This is a genomic window from Loktanella sp. 3ANDIMAR09, assembly GCF_001420005.1.
Classification (GTDB): Bacteria; Pseudomonadota; Alphaproteobacteria; order Rhodobacterales; family Rhodobacteraceae; genus Loktanella.
The window spans coordinates 290,858-308,058 of sequence record NZ_LJAK01000004.1; the positions used below are offsets into that span (position 1 = coordinate 290,858).

16 protein-coding genes are annotated in these 17,201 nt (G+C 63.9%); 8 read left to right on the top strand and 8 right to left on the bottom strand.

Going from position 1 to position 17,201, the window contains the following annotated elements; genetic code table 11:
- Positions 1-21: 21 nt before the first annotated feature.
- Complete coding sequence (gene ftsY / locus AN189_RS08705; RefSeq protein WP_056034326.1) at positions 22-1,119, bottom strand: signal recognition particle-docking protein FtsY; 1,098 nt, start codon at positions 1,117-1,119, stop codon at positions 22-24.
- Between the two features lie 102 nt (positions 1,120-1,221).
- On the opposite strand from ftsY, the gene AN189_RS08710 reads away from it, so the two are divergent.
- Positions 1,222-2,103 carry a lytic transglycosylase domain-containing protein gene (locus tag AN189_RS08710; RefSeq protein ID WP_056034074.1) on the top strand — a complete coding sequence of 294 codons (882 nt, stop codon included), beginning with the start codon at positions 1,222-1,224 and terminating at the stop codon, positions 2,101-2,103.
- On the opposite strand, the gene AN189_RS08715 is transcribed toward AN189_RS08710, so the two are convergent.
- Positions 2,100-3,785, bottom strand: coding sequence for an NAD(P)H-dependent oxidoreductase subunit E (locus tag AN189_RS08715; RefSeq protein ID WP_056034077.1), 1,686 nt, complete (start codon positions 3,783-3,785; stop codon positions 2,100-2,102). The two genes, AN189_RS08710 and AN189_RS08715, sit on opposite strands and share 4 nt — an antisense overlap.
- 58 nt (positions 3,786-3,843) lie before the next feature.
- Between AN189_RS08715 and AN189_RS08720 the strand changes: the two genes are divergently transcribed.
- Together AN189_RS08720 and AN189_RS08725 are read left to right on the top strand one after the other, a co-directional pair.
- The gene (locus AN189_RS08720) at positions 3,844-4,980 is read left to right on the top strand and encodes an alkane 1-monooxygenase (protein ID WP_253279581.1); all 1,137 of its coding nucleotides are present in this window, start codon (positions 3,844-3,846) and stop codon (positions 4,978-4,980) included.
- Positions 4,977-5,357 carry a hypothetical protein gene (locus AN189_RS08725; protein WP_157057429.1) on the top strand — a complete coding sequence of 127 codons (381 nt, stop codon included), beginning with the start codon at positions 4,977-4,979 and terminating at the stop codon, positions 5,355-5,357. The genes AN189_RS08720 and AN189_RS08725 overlap by 4 nt, the downstream gene beginning before the upstream one ends.
- Here the strand turns inward: AN189_RS08725 and xseA are convergent.
- Entirely contained in the window at positions 5,354-6,778 is a 1,425-nt protein-coding gene (xseA, locus tag AN189_RS08730) for an exodeoxyribonuclease VII large subunit (RefSeq protein WP_056034083.1), read from the bottom strand. The genes AN189_RS08725 and xseA overlap by 4 nt on opposite strands.
- A gap of 71 nt (positions 6,779-6,849) precedes the next feature.
- On the opposite strand from xseA, the gene purD reads away from it, so the two are divergent.
- On the top strand, positions 6,850-8,112 hold the full coding sequence (gene purD / locus AN189_RS08735; RefSeq protein ID WP_056034086.1) for a phosphoribosylamine--glycine ligase: 1,263 nt from the start codon (positions 6,850-6,852) through the stop codon (positions 8,110-8,112).
- Between the two features lie 215 nt (positions 8,113-8,327).
- On the opposite strand, the gene AN189_RS08740 is transcribed toward purD, so the two are convergent.
- The 5 genes from AN189_RS08740 to AN189_RS08760 all read right to left on the bottom strand — a co-directional run bounded on the left by AN189_RS08740 (position 8,328) and on the right by AN189_RS08760 (position 13,125).
- Positions 8,328-8,834: a CarD family transcriptional regulator gene (locus AN189_RS08740; RefSeq protein WP_056034090.1), complete on the bottom strand. Its 507-nt coding sequence runs from the start codon at positions 8,832-8,834 to the stop codon at positions 8,328-8,330.
- Between the two features lie 189 nt (positions 8,835-9,023).
- Positions 9,024-9,359: a ferredoxin FdxA gene (fdxA, locus tag AN189_RS08745; protein ID WP_056034093.1), complete on the bottom strand. Its 336-nt coding sequence runs from the start codon at positions 9,357-9,359 to the stop codon at positions 9,024-9,026.
- Positions 9,360-9,409: 50 nt separating this feature from the next.
- Positions 9,410-9,784 (bottom strand): RNA-binding S4 domain-containing protein, encoded by a 375-nt coding sequence (locus AN189_RS08750; protein ID WP_056034096.1) that lies wholly within the window; start codon positions 9,782-9,784, stop codon positions 9,410-9,412.
- Positions 9,781-12,552 (bottom strand): helicase-related protein, encoded by a 2,772-nt coding sequence (locus AN189_RS08755; protein WP_056034099.1) that lies wholly within the window; start codon positions 12,550-12,552, stop codon positions 9,781-9,783. The genes AN189_RS08750 and AN189_RS08755 overlap by 4 nt, the downstream gene beginning before the upstream one ends.
- A 24-nt stretch (positions 12,553-12,576) precedes the next feature.
- Positions 12,577-13,125 carry a tetratricopeptide repeat protein gene (locus AN189_RS08760; protein ID WP_157057430.1) on the bottom strand — a complete coding sequence of 183 codons (549 nt, stop codon included), beginning with the start codon at positions 13,123-13,125 and terminating at the stop codon, positions 12,577-12,579.
- A gap of 76 nt (positions 13,126-13,201) precedes the next feature.
- Here AN189_RS08760 and AN189_RS08765 point away from each other — a divergent pair, with 76 nt between their 5' ends.
- From AN189_RS08765 to AN189_RS08780, 4 genes are all read left to right on the top strand, one after another.
- The gene (locus tag AN189_RS08765; RefSeq protein ID WP_056034103.1) at positions 13,202-13,498 is read left to right on the top strand and encodes an SCP2 sterol-binding domain-containing protein; all 297 of its coding nucleotides are present in this window, start codon (positions 13,202-13,204) and stop codon (positions 13,496-13,498) included.
- A 4-nt stretch (positions 13,499-13,502) separates the two neighbouring features.
- A complete protein-coding gene (locus AN189_RS08770) occupies positions 13,503-14,438 on the top strand; it encodes an alpha/beta fold hydrolase (RefSeq protein ID WP_056034106.1) in 936 nt (311 codons plus the stop codon).
- 152 nt (positions 14,439-14,590) lie between these two features.
- On the top strand, positions 14,591-15,613 hold the full coding sequence (locus tag AN189_RS08775) for a ligase-associated DNA damage response exonuclease (protein ID WP_056034110.1): 1,023 nt from the start codon (positions 14,591-14,593) through the stop codon (positions 15,611-15,613).
- Positions 15,610-17,199, top strand: a complete 1,590-nt coding sequence (locus tag AN189_RS08780; RefSeq protein WP_056034113.1) for an ATP-dependent DNA ligase — start codon at positions 15,610-15,612, stop codon at positions 17,197-17,199. Before AN189_RS08775 ends, AN189_RS08780 begins: the two co-directional genes overlap by 4 nt.
- Positions 17,200-17,201 lie beyond the last annotated feature (2 nt).

Genomic DNA, 17,201 nt, shown 5'->3' on the forward strand with positions numbered 1-17,201 from the left:
TTACCTTCCTTGCGGCCTGCATCACGGTCGGTCCAACCCGACCAATGCTGCGGCAAAATCCTCGGGATCGAACGGTGCCAGGTCGTCGATCTGTTCGCCCACGCCGATGGCGTGGATCGGCAGGCCGAACTTGTCGGCCAGCGCCACCAGCACGCCGCCCTTGGCTGTGCCGTCCAGTTTCGTCATCACGAGGCCCGACACATCTGCCAGTTCCTGAAACACCTTGACCTGTTGCAGCGCATTCTGACCGGTGGTCGCATCCAGCACCAGCAGGGTGTTATGCGGCGCATCGGGGTCTTTCTTACGGATCACGCGCACGATCTTGGACAGTTCTTCCATCAGGTCGGCCCGGTTCTGCAACCGCCCCGCCGTGTCGATCATCAACAGATCAGCGCCGTCCGCCTGCGCCTTGGTCATGGCGTCAAAGGCCAGAGACGCAGGGTCCGATCCCTCTGGTGCCGTCAGTACCGGCACGCCGGCCCGGTCGCCCCACACCTGAAGCTGTTCGACCGCCGCGGCACGGAACGTGTCGCCCGCAGCAATCACGACCGATTTGCCCGCCGCCTTGAACTGGCTCGCCAACTTGCCGATCGTCGTGGTCTTGCCCGACCCGTTCACGCCCACCACCAGCACCACCTGCGGGCGATGCGCATACAGCGGCATCGGTCGCGCGACCGGGTCCATGATCCGCGTCACCTCATCAGCCAGCAGCTGTTTGATTTCAGACACGGACAATTTCCGGCCCAGACGTCCTTCGGCCATGTTGGCGGTGACGCGCAGCGCGGTATCAACCCCCATATCGGCGGCGATCAGCAGCTCTTCGAGTTGCTCGACCATGTCGTCATCCAGCGTGCGCCGCACCACCGGGGCCGCATCCCTGCCCTTGAACAGCCCGCCAAGAATGCCGGGCTGGCTGGCCGAGGCCGGGGGCTGGGGTGATGGGTCATCCATGACCGGCGCGGGCGGCGTCTGCGGGTCCGGACGCACATGCGGTTCAGGCGCAGGCACCGGGGCATCTGCCTCGGCGGCACCCCCCTCTGACACGATGGCATCCAGCCCCTCGTCCAGTTTCGACGACGACCGGAACATCTTGTCCTTGAGTTTTTTGAAAAATGCCATCGGGTCCGCCTTGATCAGTTGCACCCTAGCTAGTCCCTCGCGCTCTCAAAGAAAAGAGAGCGACGCTTGACCGGGACACCTGCACTGGCTCTAACCTGTGACATGTTGCGCATTGTCCTGTTTCTGATCGCCCTCGCAGGGCCCGGGGCCGCCCAGTCAGAACCGGGCACGCTGTGCAGCAGCGGCAAATGGGGGAACGTCCAATGCATCCGACCGGCGCATTTTGCCCATGACACCTGTCAGGCCATCGCGCATTTCGCTGATGTAAATGCGCTGCCACCGGGGTTCTTCGCGCGCCTGATCTGGCAAGAAAGTCGCTTTGACCCCAACGCGCTTTCGCCGGCCAACGCCCGTGGCATCGCACAGTTTATCGACAGCACGGCACAGCTACGCGGTCTGCGCGACAGCCTGAACCCGGCGCTGGCACTGGAACATGCCGGACGCTATCTGGGCGAGATGACCCGGACCTACGGCAATGTCGGTCTGGCCGCCGTGGGATATAACGGTGGCGAACGCCGCGCCGAGGGGTGGATCACGCAGGCCGCCGGATTGATGCCCGAAACCGTGGACTATGTGCAGATCATCACAGGCCATTCCGCTGAAACCTGGCGTGACGCAGCGCCAGCCGACCCTGATTTCAGGCTACAGGGCGACATGCCGTTCCAGCAGGCCTGCGTGGCACTGGCCCGCGACCGCATCATGACACGCTACCCGCCACCGGAACCCCGATTTGCGCCATGTGGCGCGCAACTGGCTTTTGGCCGGACCAAGCAAGAGGCAACACGCGCCTACACCCGCCGCGCGGGCGATTGCGGGTTCGACAGGGGCGGCCGCGCCTTGGACCTCGTGTTTGTGCGCAATCGCGTCTCGGGGCGTCAAGGCTACTACATGGCACGGGTCGCCGCACAATCGTCAGCCGACGCAAACAGGGTGTGCCAGACCGCGCGGGCCAATGGTTGCAGCTGCGCCGTCTACCGCAACTAGACCTCGTCCGGAAAGAACTTGATCGTGGACCGGATCGCATTCGGGGCCGCCTGCCCCAGCCCGCAGATCGAGGCATCGACCATGACCTGGCTCAGGTCCTCCAGCAAATCCTGATCCCAGCGATCGGCCTGCATCAGTTTCACCGCCTTTTCGCATCCGACCCGGCAGGGCGTGCATTGCCCGCAGGATTCGTCGGCGAAGAATTCAAGCATGTTCAGCGCCGCCGCGCGCGCGCTGTCCTGATCGGACAGGACCACGACCGCAGCGGAGCCGATAAAGGTGCCGTAAGGTGCCAGAGTGTCGAAATCCAGCGGCACATCATCGATCCGTGCGGGCAGCAGTCCTGATGACGGACCGCCCGGTTGATACGCCATGAACCTGTGACCCGCGCAAATGCCTCCTGCCGCCGCGATGACATCAGTGATCGTCGATCCCGCAGGCAGCAGGTAGACACCCGGCTCCTTGACGCGGCCCGACACCGAATAGTTCCGCAACCCGCGGCGACCGTTCTTTTCCACCGCCGACAAGACCTGCGGCCCTTCGCGGCAGATGCGCGCGACCCAGATCAGCGTTTCGACATTATGCACCAGGGTCGGGCGATCGAATATGCCACGCTGCGCCACATAAGGCGGCCTGTGACGCGGAATGCCGCGCTTGCCTTCGATGCTCTCGATCATGGCGGATTCCTCGCCACAGATGTAACTGCCCGCCCCGCGTCGCAGATCAACATAGCCCGGCGATATGATTCCCGCCTGTTCCAGACGCGCCAGTTCATCCCGCAAGATCGCGATGGCGGCGGGGTATTCGTCACGCATGTACAAATAGATGCGATCCGCCGCGACGGCCCAGGCTGCGATCAACATCCCTTCAAGGAAGAGATGCGGCGTGCGTTCCAGATACCAGCGGTCCTTGAACGTGCCTGGTTCGCCCTCGTCCCCGTTGACGGCCATGTAGCGCGGTCCGGCCTCGGCCCGCACGAAACCCCATTTCTTGCCGGACGGAAAACCGGCACCGCCAAGGCCCCGCAAGCCAGATTCCGCGACCTGCGCCTGAACCGCCTCCCAATCGCCATCAGCCCGCAAGTCCCGCAACGTGTCATAGCCGCCTGCGGCCTGATATGCCTCCGGCCCCTCATATGCGGGTATTTCGGCGTGGGTATGACCTGCATCAATCGCCGCGCGCACCTTGGCCACGGTCGCGTTGTCGATCGCATGATGCCCCAGATGCAGCGCGGGTGCAGTGTCGCACCGCCCCATGCAGGGCGCACGCACCACGCGCACACGGTCCGCCGGCAGATCGTCGATCAGCGCCTGTTTCAGCGCCTGCGCCCCCGCCAGTTCGCACGACAGCGATTCGCAGATGCGGATCGTCAGCGCGGGCGGTGGTGTTTCACCCTCCTTCACCACATCAAAATGCGCGTAGAAGGTTGCGACTTCGTAAACTTCGGTCTGGGACAGTCGCATTTCCTCGGCCAACGCGCGCAGATGGGCGGCAGACAGACAGCCGTAGGCGTCCTGTATCAGGTGCAGATATTCGATCAACATGTCGCGCTGGCGGGGCCGGTCGCCCAGCAGATCGCGGATCTGATCCCAGGCCAGATCGTCCAGTTGGCGACCCTTGGGCGTGCGCCGCCCCTTGCCCTTGCCGGATTTCCAGACACCCTTGTCCTGATCAAGTGCCATGCCGTTTCTCCCCTGCACGTTCCACCGGGAACCTAACCCGCACCCGTCCCGTTTCACCATGCAAAAGCGACGGATCATCAACATCCCGCGCAGCGACGTCGTGTCATGCGGCAATCTGGGCCGCGACAGCGCCCCGCGCCCCGTGATACGCCTTGAGGCAGTAAACCCGGAAATAGCCATGCCTGCACTTGCGCTCTTCTCATTTGCGACACTTGTTCCGCTGCCACTGTTGCTGGCGGGCGCGTTCTGGGGTGGGATCTGGGTTTGGCTGGCCCTGTTTTACATCAGCGGGTTCACATACCTGATGGACCAGCTGGTCCGCATCGTACCCGCATCAGCACAAGACCGCGAATTTCCGGCCGCCGACCCGCTCAGCATCGTGCTGGCCCTTGCGCATTTCGTCCTGTTGGGCCTGGCCGTCTGGTCCGTCGGCACCGGTCAGATCGGGCTATGGCAGTCCATCGGCCTGATCATCGCAACCGGACTCTATCTTGGGCAGGTCAGCAATTCCAATGCGCATGAATTGATCCACAAGGGGGCCCGTCCCCTGAACATGCTGGGCCGCTGGATCTATATCTCGCAGCTCTACGGCCACCATACATCCGCCCATGTGCTGATCCACCACCGGCTGGTCGCGACCCCGGATGACCCCGCCACCGCACGTCTTGGCGAAGGCTATTGGTCCTATGTGCCGCGCGCCTGGATGGATGCCTTTCGCAAGGGGTATCGCGCGGAAAAGGCGCGACTGGACCGCGTGGGCCGCGGCCTGTGGCACAACCCCTATGTGACCTATGTCGCGGGCGGACTGGGGTTCTGTATCGCCGCAGCCCTGCTGGGCGGACCGCTGGGCCTGCTGACGTACCTCGTCATCGTTGTGTATGCACAGGGGCAGCTGATGCTGTCGGACTACGTCCAGCACTACGGCCTGACCCGGCGCATCATCAACGGCAAGCCAGAGCCGGTCGGCCCACAGCACAGCTGGGACGCACCGCAGTGGTTTTCCAGCGCGCTGATGCTGAACGCACCACGCCACGCTGACCACCACGCCCATCCTGCCCGCCCGTTCCCGGAACTTCAGCTTCATGCGGATGCCCCCAGATTGCCCCGCAGCCTGCCCGCCATGGCAAGTCTTGCGCTGTTCCCCCCGCTGTGGCGCCGCGTGATGGACCGCCGCGTCGCCCGGCTGACCGCATGAGAACCGCGGCAGCCCTCTTGTGCGTGCTGACAGCACCCGCGCTGGCCGATCCCATGACAGGCCCCGAATTCGACGCATATGCCACCGGCCGAACCCTGTCCTTTGCAGCCCCCGACGGCACGGTATTCGGCATAGAGGAATATCTGCCGGACCAGCGCGTGCGCTGGTCAGCGTCCCCCAACACCTGCGTTGACGGCAGATGGTTCGCATCTGGCGGTGCCATCTGTTTCGTCTACGACGGTGACCCAATCCCGAAATGCTGGGATGTCACGCTGACTGAAACAGGCCTGCGCGCGGTCTCTGCGCAATTCGGCACCGTGCTGGTCGAGGCGCAGGAAACCACGCTGTCCTGTCCCGGCCCGGATCTGCTGTCCTAGACAAGCCTGCCTTGCGGATCGTCACCGACCACCACGCGTCCATCCGCGAATTCGATCTCGACCTCACGGGCCCTGGCGGCCAATTGCGTGCTTGTCACCACCGCACCGTCCCCGCGGACCACGGCATAGCCCCGGCGCAGGGTTTCCTTGTAACCCACCGACTCGCGCACGCGGTCCAGCGCATCCACACGGGCGCGTCGCCGTTCCAGATCGCGTCCGGCCCGGTCCGACAAACGCCCCAGGACATGCAACAGACGATCCTGCGCCCGTCCCATGTCCGGTGCGACCAGTCGCGCAGCCAGCGCATCAAGCCTGCGCCGCTGTTCCGCCACGCCGCGCGCCAACAAGGCAGGCCGCAGGGCCGCATCGGCCAGTTGCACCCGCTTCTTGTTCGCCGCCGCCCGCAGCGCACCAGGCAATCGCTCGCCCAGATAATCCAGGCGCTGTCGCGGCCCCTGCAACAGCGCTTCGGGTTGTGGCAATCCCCGCCCCAGATCGCGCAGACGCTGATCGCGCTGCACCAATCCGGCGCTGACGGCCCGGCTGATCCGCGCGCCCATCTGGTCCAGACCGGCCTTCAGCTCCATACGCACCGGCACCGCGATTTCCGCTGCGGCCGTCGGCGTGGGCGCACGTCTGTCCGATACATAGTCGATCAGCGTGGTATCGGTCTCGTGCCCCACGGCGCTGATCAGCGGAATGGCACTGTCGGCCGTAGCGCGCGCGACGATTTCCTCGTTGAACCCCCACAGATCCTCGATCGACCCGCCACCGCGCGCCACGATGATCAGATCGGGCCGGGGCAAGGCACCGCCCGGCGTCAGCGCATTGAATCCCCGGATCGCCTGCGCGACCTCGGGGGCGCATTTCGCGCCTTGCACCGCGACGGGCCAGACCAGCACCTTGCGCGGGAACCGATCCCGCAGGCGGTGCAGGATGTCGCGGATCACCGCACCACTGGGCGAGGTCACGACACCGATGATCTCTGGCAGAAACGGCAGGGCCTGCTTGCGTGCCGGGTCAAACAACCCCTCGGCCTGCAGGGCCGCCTTGCGTTTTTCCAGCATCGCCATCAATGCGCCGGCCCCCGCAGGCGTCATGTCCTCGATGATGATCTGGTATTTCGACTGGCCGGGAAACGTCGTCAGCTTGCCCGTGGCGATGACCTCCATCCCCTCTTCCGGTTGCTGAACCAGCCCATCGGCCCGGCCTTTCCAGATGATCCCCGACAGCACCGACCGATCATCCTTGAGGTCCAGATAGACATGGCCCGACCGCGGCCGGGACACCCGCCCGATCTCACCGCGCACGCGCACGTGGCCGAATTCGCCCTCGATGGTCTTTTTGACCGCGCCGGAAATATCGGACACCGTGAATTCGGGCGTATTGCCACCGGGGCCGTCGTCTTCGAACAGATCCATCGTTGCTGCCTTGTGATCATGTGACCCACACCCTAAAACGCGCAGCATCAAAGGCCAAGCGGGGGCGCGCAATGAACATTCTGATCCTGGGCAGTGGTGGACGTGAACACAGCCTCGCATGGGCCATCAAACAAAATCCCAAATGCGACCGCCTGATCGTGGCCCCCGGCAACGCAGGCGTAGCGCAGCTTGCAGAATGCGCGGCGCTCGACATTCTCGATGGGTCCGCCGTGGCAACATTTGCAGCCGAACAGGCCATCGACTTCATCGTGATCGGGCCAGAGGCCCCGCTGGCAGCCGGTGTGGCGGACGATCTGCGCGCTGCCGGATTTTCAGTTTTCGGACCTTCCGCCGCCGCGGCCCAGCTGGAATCGTCCAAATCCTTTACAAAAGCGATCTGCGACGCCTGCAACGCACCCACCGCAGCCTATGCGCATTTCACCCACGCCGACGACGCCAAGGACTACGTCCGCACCCGCCCGGCACCAATTGTCATCAAGGCCGACGGCCTCGCCGCAGGCAAGGGCGTTGTCGTCGCCGAGACAACCCAACAGGCACTTGCCGCCATCGACGACATGATGGGCGGCCAGTTCGGTGACGCCGGCGCCGAGGTGGTGGTCGAGGATTTCCTGACCGGCGAAGAGGCCTCGTTCTTTGTTCTCGTGGACGGGACGACAGTGCTGCCGATCGGCACCGCACAGGACCACAAACGCGCCTTTGACGGTGACACCGGGCCCAATACCGGCGGCATGGGGGCCTATTCTCCTGCCCCCGTGATGACCGACGCCGTCACGCAAAAGGCACTCGACGAAATCGTGCGCCCGACCATGCGCGAAATGGCGCAGCGCGGCACGCCATTCAACGGGGTGCTCTTTGTCGGCCTGATGATCGACGCAGGCCAACCCAGCCTCGTCGAATTCAACGTCCGCTTCGGCGATCCGGAATGTCAGGGGCTGATGATGCGCCTGGGCGGCCAGGTCCTCGACCTGCTGCAGGCCTGCGCCGATGGCCGCCTGGACACACAGCAGGTCCATTGGGCCGACGATCACGCCCTCAGCGTCGTGATGGCCGCAAACGGCTATCCCGGAGATTATGAAAAGGGCAGCGTGATCGCAGCCCTCGACACCCTGCCCGAGGACAGCTTTCACATGGCCTTTCATGCAGGGACGGCCGCACGTGACGGACAGATCATTGCAACCGGTGGCCGCGTTCTGGCCCTGACGGCACGCGGCGATACGTTGCAACAGGCCCGCGACCGCGCCTACGCCATGGTCGATGCAGTCAACTGGCCGCAAGGTTTCTGCCGCCGCGACATCGGCTGGCGCGCGCTCTGACCCACAGCCTTTGATCCGGGCTACCTGCCCGCAGGTATCATCTTGCCGGAAATACTCCCGCCGGAGGCACCAGCCCCCGCAACCGGCGCAACGCCCGATCACACGGGGAATGCCTGCGCAGGCACCGCGCGATTTTCGCAGAAAATCGCGCCTGACATGGAAAAGGCCGCGTCCTCCCAAACGCGGCCTTCCCCCTCCCCCGGTGTGACGGGCTGTTAAGCCGCGCGTCCCACCAGAACCGATCCGATCTCTTCTGCGGCAGCCTTTTCGTCGTTGCCGGCAACAACCGCGATCTCGCGCGTCAGTCGCTCCAGTGCAGCCTCATAGAGTTGCCGTTCGGAATAGCTTTGCTCGCGCTGGTCATCCGCACGATGCAGATCACGCACCACTTCGGCAATAGCGATCAGGTCGCCCGAGTTGATTTTTTGCTCGTACTCCTGCGCGCGACGGGACCACATCGCCTTCTTGACCTTGGCCTTGCCGCGCAGCGTCTTCATCGCGTTGCTGACAACCTCCGGCGTGGACAGCGGGCGCATGCCCACCTCTGTCGCCTTGTGGGTGGGGACCCGCAGCGTCATCTTGTCCTTTTCAAAGGCGATGACGAACAGTTCCAACTCGAATCCCGCAACTTCCTGCGTCTCGACGTTCACGATCTTGCCGACGCCATGCGCCGGGTAGACGACGAAATCGTTGGGCTGGAAATCTTTCTTCTTCTTGCTCATGGCAGTCCTTTCCATGACCCGACGCAAACATCCCCGTCGGAAATTCCGGCGGGGCCATGCAGATAAAATGTCGGATCAAAACAGTAGCATTGCGGTGACCATACCATAAAAAAGGCCCCAGCGAAAGCGGGGCCTTTTTGACGGATATTCCCATGAAAACATGGGGTCGCAGTGCGAATCAGTCGCGAATCACCCGCCTTCGCCGGCAGCCTCGGAAAACAGCTCCATCTTGCCGTCCTTGCCGTCCATCTCCTCGGCACCCGGCAGCGGGTCCTTCTTGGTGATGATGACCGGCCACAGCTCGGAATACTTGCGGTTGAACTCGACCCACTTTTCCATGTCCGGCTCGGTATCGGGGCGGATGGCGTCGGCGGGGCATTCGGGTTCGCAGACGCCGCAGTCGATGCATTCATCCGGATGGATCACCAGCATGTTCTCGCCCTCGTAGAAACAATCGACAGGGCACACCTCGACGCAGTCGGTGTATTTGCAGGCAATGCAGTTGTCATTGACGATATAGGTCATGCGGTATCACTCAGAATTTGGTTGAAAACTCACTAGGACAGTCGGTTTGGTCATTCAAGCGGGAATGGCCCCTTGGTCGTCATGTCGCGGCGGTCCTTGCCGGTCGGGCGCCCCTTGCCTTCGTATTTCGGGGCCGGCGGGCGCGCGACGCGTTCGGGCGACATGTCGTCATAGAGCGCCTGCGCCTCTGGTGCCGGACCACGCCTGACACCGCAGCCCAGAATTTTCACGACCCGGACCGCATCACCCTGCACGAAGGTCAGCACGTTTCCCGGTCCTACGCTGCGGGCTGGTTTCGACACGGGCGTGCCGTCGACCCGCACCTTGCCCCCCGACACGACCCCGGCGGCCAGGCTGCGCGATTTGAAAAACCGCGCATGCCATAGCCATTTGTCCAGCCGGATCGTGTCGCCAGCCGTGCTCACTCAGGCTTGAACCCCGAAAGCGCTGCAGCAAAGGGATTGTCCGGGTCGATCTTCTTTTCCGGACGCTTGGGCTTTGCAGCAAAACTCTGCGGCTTTTCGCTTGGCGGCTTGCCCTTGCCTTTTGGCTTGCCCCGACCTTTGCCGGCCGGTTTGTCGCCGCGCGGCCTGCCGCCCGCCGGTTTGCCCTGCTGTCGTGCCGCGCGCCCACCCCAGGTAAAGGTATAGAATGTTTCCATGTCCGGCGCTGCGGGTTCTGCGGGTTCTGCCGTCTCGACGATGCCGGTCGCGGCGTCACCGATCGCATCGCCCTGTGGCGCGGCATCAGTCGCGGCAGTCTCGCCTTCTGTCGCATCGGGGGTCGCATCCTTTGCAGGCTCTTCCGCCTTTGGTGCCTTGACCTTGGCGCGTTCGCCCGGTTCCGCCTTGTAACCAAGACCCGTCATCAGGTTGGCGAATTGCACCAGCGTCATGCCGGTGATCGACAGCATATCCGCAGTGGCCTCGAACCCGCCACGCGAATCGCGGTCGCGCAGCATGTCGGCCAGCCGTTCCAGCATGTCGATGCGGATCGCGCGTTCGCCCGCAGCGCGGTAACCCGCCATCGTGTAATAGCCCTGCGGCACGCCCGCAGCAGCAGGCACGGTCACCAGACCGGGTGGCGGGCTTTCGGGGAATTCCGACAGATCGTTGTGCAGCGCCCACAAGACCAGACGCAGACGCGTCGGCGCAGGTTTCAGCAGCAGCGGCATGAAAATAGTGAATTGCCCGAACCGGATGCCGTGCTTGCGCAACGCGCCGCGCGCGTCCTGATCCAGCGCCTTGACCTCGTCGGCCACCTCACCACGGGTGATGATGCCGAAATGTTCGACCAGACGGTAGGCAAATCCCTTGGCAGACCCGGTCAGCGCCGCGTCGTTCGCCAGCGTCAGCAGCGGTTCCATCGTCGCGGCCACCTTGCGGTCGATGAAATGCTGCAACCGGCGTTGCACCTTGGCGGCCACGTCCGCCCCGGCCTCGTCATCGACGAACACGGTGACTGACGGTTTCAGCGGATCCGACCCTTTGGACAGTTTGCCCACGGCCTGATCGCCCCACATCAACCCACCCTGTTCGGTAAAATCGATCTCGGTGTCGGGTGCGTTGTAAAACCGGTCGGCACGCAGATGAAACTGCGGTGCAAGGGCGGCCACACTGGCCTGCCGCAGGGTTTTCGCCTCGTCGGGCGACCCTGCCTTGTCCATGCGAAACCGAAAGCCTTCCAGCTTGCCGATGAATTCGCCTTCTACCGTTACTTCGCCCTGGTCGTTCACGTCAGCCACAAGGCTCTCCTTTTGTTTGAGCCGGCGCAGCAAGACACTGGTGCGCCGGTCCACAAATCTTTGCGTCAGCGCGCCATGCAGCGCATCCGACAGTCGGTCTTCTACAGCGCGGGTTGCATCGCGCCAATGGTTTTCATCCCGCAGCCAGCCCTTGCGTTGCGCCACATAGGTCCAAGTGCGGATATAGGCCAGCCGTTTGGACAGCGTGTCGATATCCCCGTCATCCCGGTCGATCCGCGCCACCTGAAGCGCGAACCAGTTCTCGTCCACATGCCCGCTTTGATGCAGATCGGTGAAAATCCGCGTCAGCAGGCTGGCATGTTCCCCGCGACTGATACCGCGAAAATCGGGAATCCGGCACACGTCCCACAACAGCCGCACGGACGGGCCGTCGTGCGCGCGCGCCGTGATCAGGCCGTCCTGGCTCAAGGCACGCAGGGCCGCCAGATCATCGCTTTCGCGCACACGGGTCAGCCAGTCGTCCTGCGTATGGTGCTCCAGCGTTTGTAACAGGCGTTTGACCGATCCGAATTGCAGGTCACTGTTGCGCCACATCAGCTTTTTCACCGGCTGGAACCTGTGGGTCGTGATCTGCTCAATCGTCCCGTCATCCAGTTCCGACGCCTCGCCGGTGACGCCGAACGTCCCGCTGGCGGTATGTCGCCCTGCCCGCCCCGCAATCTGCGCCAACTCCTCGGGTCGCAGTTCGCGCATCCGCGTGCCGTCGAATTTCGATGTCGCGGAAAAGGCCACGTGTTTGACGTCCAGGTTCAGCCCCATCCCGATGGCATCGGTCGCCACCAGGTAATCGACATCACCGTTTTGATACATCTCGACCTGCGCATTGCGGGTGCGGGGCGAAAGCGCCCCCATGACGACGGCAGCGCCACCCTTTTGGCGACGCAGCAGTTCGGCAATCGCATAGACATTTTCAACCGAAAACCCGACGATGGCCGACCGTGCAGGCATCCGGCTTAGCTTTTTCGAACCTGTGTGGGTCAGCGTGCTGAACCGCTCGCGGTGGATGAATTCGACGCCCGGCACCAGCGCGTTGATCGCCCCCCGGATCGTCTCCGCCCCCATGAACAGGGTTTCCTTCAGCCCGCGCGCATGCAGCAGACGGTCGGTAAAGATATGGCCCCGTTCGGGATCGGCACAGAGCTGGATTTCATCGACGGCCAGAAAATCGCAGCCCATGCCGGTGGGCATCGCCTCGACCGTGCAGACCCAATAGGCCGCCCGCGGCGGCACGATGCGCTCCTCGCCCGTGACCAGTGCCACCACCCCCGGCCCGCGCGCGCGCACCAGCCTGTCATAGACCTCGCGCGCCAGCAGGCGCAGCGGCAGCCCGATCACACCCGTCCGGTGCCCCAGCATCCGGTCAATCGCAAGATGCGTCTTGCCGGTGTTCGTCGGCCCCAAAACGGCCGTGATACGTGAGGGTTGCATGATCGTCCCCGCAGGGGCGGCGCGTCACAGCGACGTGCCATCCAGTTCGACTGACAGACGGTCAATGGCCATGTCGACCCCGTCGATATGCGGGGCAATGTCACGGATTCGCTGATAGACCTCAAGCGCCTCTTGCGGACGGTCCAATTGTTGCAAGATCACCGCCAGCCCGCGCATTGCGTTGAAATGCCGCGGGTTCAGTTCCAGCGCGGTCCTCAGATCATCCAGCGCCAGCCCGATCTGGTCCTGCGCATAGAACGCCGAGGCCCGCAGGCTGTAACCTTGGGCAAAATCGGGGGCATGGTCGATCAGCGCACTCAGGTGATCTACGGCCAGCGCAGGGTTGCCATCCGCCAGCGCATCCTCGCCCCGGCGTAGCAACAGGTCCATCGCAGGCGATCCGCTGCGCGACCATTGGGTCTCGATCTGTCCGCGGATGCCCTCCGCCTCGGACGGATCGGCCTGTGCCAGCCGGTCGAACAGTGAATCAAGCTCGGCCGTCTGGGCCGCGGCAATCCCGCACCACAAGAGTGTCGCAACGACAGAGTTGAAGAAGAGATGATGTATCGACATACCGTCACTGTAGTTTAAAACCAGCCCGATACCAGTGGGCGCAGGCATCCAGCCCCCAAACCGAGGACACATTCCCATGAGCGATATCGTCTCTGCCGCCGTCACCCAGTTGAACGCCAAGATGGATGGCGAATCCTTTGACGGCACCGCCAAGTTCGTGATCGAGGGCGAAGGCGCCCTGATGATCGCAGGCACCGACGTCACCGCCTGCGCCGACGACGCAGAGGCCGACGTGACCCTGACCGCCAGCCGCGACACCTTCGAGGGCATCATGACCGGCGACGAAAACCCCACGGCGGCCTTCATGACCGGCAAGCTGACCATCGACGGCGACATGGGCAAAGCCATGGCGCTGGCCGGGGTGATTTCCTGATCCGATGAGATACGCGCCGCTCCATTCCGATCTTGCCGACGGCCCGGACGCCGGGGCGGCGCATTGGCTGAAAACCACAGACAACAAACAGATTCGCGTCGGCCACTGGGTGACCGGCGCAGATCGCGGCACCGTGCTGCTGTTTCCGGGCCGCACGGAATACATCGAAAAATACGGACGCGCCGCGCGCGACCTGCGTAACCGCGGCTATGCAACCATGGTGGTAGACTGGCGTGGTCAGGGGTTGGCCGACCGACTGACACCCCATCGCGCAACAGGTCACGTGGACCTGTTTTCCGACTATCAAAAGGACGTGGCGGCCATGCTGACGCATGCGCGCGACCTCGGCCTGCCCAAACCGTTTTATCTGATTGCCCATTCCATGGGCGGTGCCATCGGCCTGCGCGCCCTGATCGAGGGCCTGCCGGTGCGGGCCGCGATGTTCAGCGCGCCGATGTGGGGGATTCAGATGAAACCCACGCTGCGTCCGTTCGCCTGGGGGCTGTCGTCGCTGTCGCGCAAGATGAACTTCGACACCGCCATGGCACCGGGCCAAAAGGTCGAAAACTACATCGAGCGCATGGCCTTCGAGGCGAACGAGCTGACGTCCGACCGCGAGATGTTCGACTACATGCTGAACCAGATCAGCGCTGAACCCGACCTGTCGCTGGGCGGACCTTCCTTGCGCTGGCTGAACGAGGCGCTGACCGAATGCCGCAACCTTGCGCGGCTGACCTCGCCACGCACACCTTGCGTGACCTTCCTCGGCACGGCTGAAACCATCGTCGATGCGCACCGTATCCGCGCGCGCATGGCCAAATGGCCCGGCGGCACGCTGGACATCGTCGAGGGCGGCAAACACGAGGTCATGATGGAGGACGCGCAGACCCGTGCGCGCGTGTTCGACACCGCCTGCGCGCTGTTCGACGCCAACACCTGACGCAGGCGCTGCGGCAATGCCGCCCGCGTCGCATCATCTTGCCCCAAATACTCCCGCCGGAGGCGCCCGCCCTCACAGCCCGCCTATCCGCCTGTCAGGATAAAATCCGACTGCCATCTCGTCACCCGGCCCTACGGCCCTAACTGATCGCCATGGCTGACGTTCTGACCTTTACCGACCGGGGCATCTACTGCCCGGCGGGTGATTTCTACATCGACCCGTGGCGGCCCGTGGACCGGGCACTGATCACGCATGGCCACGCTGATCATTCACGCTGGGGGATGCGGTCCTATCTCGCGACCGAGGCGGCGGCCCCCGTCATCCGCCACCGTCTTGGCGACATCAAACTCGAGACCATCCGCTACGGCGAAACACGCCAGCTCGGCAGTGCGACCGTGTCATTCCACCCCGCAGGCCATGTGCCCGGCTCCGCACAAATCAGGGTGGCGGTCGGCGGTCAGGTCTGGGTCGCCTCGGGGGATTATAAAACTGTGGCGGACGGGCTGTCCGAACCCTTCGAACCCGTCCCCTGCCACGCGTTCATCACGGAATGCACCTTTGGCCTGCCCGTGTTCAAATGGACGGCCGAGGCCGCGCTGGCCCGCCAGATGAACGACTGGTGGGCCACCAACGCCGCCGCCGGACGCACCTCGATCCTTGGGGCCTATGCCCTGGGCAAGGCACAGCGCCTGCTGACCTCCGTCGACGCGCAAATTGGACCGATCCTGACCCACGGTGCGGTCGAAAACACCAACGCCGTGCTGCGCGCCCAAGGGATCAGCCTGCCCGACACGATCCGCGTGACACCCGATCTGAAAATCACCGACCACCCCGGTGCCCTGGTCATCGCCACGCCCAGCGCCATGGGCGGCACATGGGGACGCCGCTTCGGCCCATCCTCCAGCGCCTTTGCATCGGGCTGGATGGCCCTGCGCGGGGTGCGCCGCAGACGCGCCGGCGACCGCGGCTTCATCGTGTCCGACCATGCTGACTGGGCTGGCCTGAATGCCGCGATCAAGGAAACGGGTGCCACACGCATCTTTACCACCCATGGCTACACCTCTGCGTTCCAGAAATACCTGTCCGAACAGGGCTATGACGCCCATGTCGTCAGCACCGAATATGAGGGCGAAAGCCTCGATGGCGGCGACGAACCGGTGGTCGAGGACGCATGAAGGATTTTGCAGCCCTCTTTACCCGCGTGGACGAGTCGACCAAGACCACGGTCAAGGTCGCAGCCTTGGCCGATTATTTCCGCACCGCCCCGGATGATGACAAGCTCTGGACCATCGCACTGTTTTCGGGCCGCCGTCCCAAGCGCCTGATCACCGCCGCCCGCCTGCGCGAATGGGCCGCCGAACGCGCGAACCTGCCCCTGTGGCTGTTCGAGGAATCCTATTCCATCGTCGGCGATCTGGCCGAAACCATCGCGCTGATCCTGCCCGACCCGTCCAGTACCGCCGACCACAGCCTGACCCATTGGATCAACGAACTCGCCCGCCTGTCCGGCCTGGACGATGACGCGCGCAAGGCGGGCATCCTTGCAGCCTGGGACAGCCTGCCCACCACCCAGCGGTTCTTGTTCACCAAATTGCTGACGGGTGGTTTCCGCATCGGGGTCAGCCAGAAACTGATGACCCGCGCACTGGCACAGGCCACCGGCCAGGACGAGGCGGAACTGACCCACAAGCTGATGGGCAACTGGACGCCGCAAACCACCACATGGCACAACCTGATCGAGGCGCACGACCCCACCGCCGACCTGTCGCGCCCCTATCCGTTCTACCTCGCCTACGGGCTCGAGGATCTGGATGACCTCGGTCCCGCATCCGACTGGAACGCCGAATGGAAATGGGACGGCATCCGCGGCCAGTTCATCATCCGCGCGGGCGACCATCACCTGTGGTCGCGCGGCGAGGATCTGATGACGGACCGATTTCCCGAACTGGCCCAGCTCAAGGATTATCTGCCCGACGGCACCGTGATTGATGGCGAGGTGCTGGCCTTTCGCAACGAGGCCCCCCTGTCGTTCAACGCCCTGCAGTCGCGCATCGGGCGCAAGACCGTCCCGAAAAAGCTGCTGACCGAGGCCCCCGTGATCCTGATGGCCTATGATCTGCTCGAGGACGCAGGCAACGACATCCGGGCACAGCCCTTTGCCGATCGCCGCGCGCGGCTGGCCCAGATCGTGGACGACGTGCCGGACAGCGCGCCGCTGCGCCTGTCGCCAGCCGTCGATTTCGCCGACTGGAATACGCTGACCGCCCTGCGCGAAACCTCCCGCGACCGCAACGCCGAAGGCTTCATGCTCAAACGTCTCGACAGCCCCTATCTGTCAGGCCGCAAAAAGGGCGACTGGTGGAAATGGAAGGTCGATCCCCTGACCATCGACGCGGTGATGATCTACGCGCAGGCCGGATCGGGGCGCCGTGCCAACCTGTTCACGGATTACACTTTTGCGGTTTGGCAAGGGAATGATCTGGTGCCGTTCACCAAGGCGTATTCCGGCCTAACTGACGCAGAGTTTCGGCAAATCACCGCTTGGGTGCGCAAAAACACGCTTCAAAAATTCGGGCCGGTCCGGCAGGTAAAACCCGAGCACGTGTTCGAACTGGCGTTCGAGGGCATTCAAGCCAGCCCGCGTCACAAATCCGGCGTGGCGCTGCGATTTCCGCGGATGCTGCGCTGGCGGCACGACAAACCCACGTCCGAGGCGAACACCCTCGACGATTTGAAAGAGATGCTGGACACCTACGGATGATG

Coding starts and splice junctions, on each gene's coding strand:
- ftsY (WP_056034326.1), bottom strand. CDS start 1,119: ATGGCATTTTTCAAAAAACTCAAGGACAAGATGTTCCGGTCGTCGTCG.
- AN189_RS08710 (WP_056034074.1), top strand. CDS start 1,222: ATGTTGCGCATTGTCCTGTTTCTGATCGCCCTCGCAGGGCCCGGGGCC.
- AN189_RS08715 (WP_056034077.1), bottom strand. CDS start 3,785: ATGGCACTTGATCAGGACAAGGGTGTCTGGAAATCCGGCAAGGGCAAG.
- AN189_RS08720 (WP_253279581.1), top strand. CDS start 3,844: ATGCAAAAGCGACGGATCATCAACATCCCGCGCAGCGACGTCGTGTCA.
- AN189_RS08725 (WP_157057429.1), top strand. CDS start 4,977: ATGAGAACCGCGGCAGCCCTCTTGTGCGTGCTGACAGCACCCGCGCTG.
- xseA (WP_056034083.1), bottom strand. CDS start 6,778: ATGGATCTGTTCGAAGACGACGGCCCCGGTGGCAATACGCCCGAATTC.
- purD (WP_056034086.1), top strand. CDS start 6,850: ATGAACATTCTGATCCTGGGCAGTGGTGGACGTGAACACAGCCTCGCA.
- AN189_RS08740 (WP_056034090.1), bottom strand. CDS start 8,834: ATGAGCAAGAAGAAGAAAGATTTCCAGCCCAACGATTTCGTCGTCTAC.
- fdxA (WP_056034093.1), bottom strand. CDS start 9,359: ATGACCTATATCGTCAATGACAACTGCATTGCCTGCAAATACACCGAC.
- AN189_RS08755 (WP_056034099.1), bottom strand. CDS start 12,552: ATGCAACCCTCACGTATCACGGCCGTTTTGGGGCCGACGAACACCGGC.
- AN189_RS08760 (WP_157057430.1), bottom strand. CDS start 13,125: ATGTCGATACATCATCTCTTCTTCAACTCTGTCGTTGCGACACTCTTG.
- AN189_RS08765 (WP_056034103.1), top strand. CDS start 13,202: ATGAGCGATATCGTCTCTGCCGCCGTCACCCAGTTGAACGCCAAGATG.
- AN189_RS08770 (WP_056034106.1), top strand. CDS start 13,503: ATGAGATACGCGCCGCTCCATTCCGATCTTGCCGACGGCCCGGACGCC.
- AN189_RS08775 (WP_056034110.1), top strand. CDS start 14,591: ATGGCTGACGTTCTGACCTTTACCGACCGGGGCATCTACTGCCCGGCG.
- AN189_RS08780 (WP_056034113.1), top strand. CDS start 15,610: ATGAAGGATTTTGCAGCCCTCTTTACCCGCGTGGACGAGTCGACCAAG.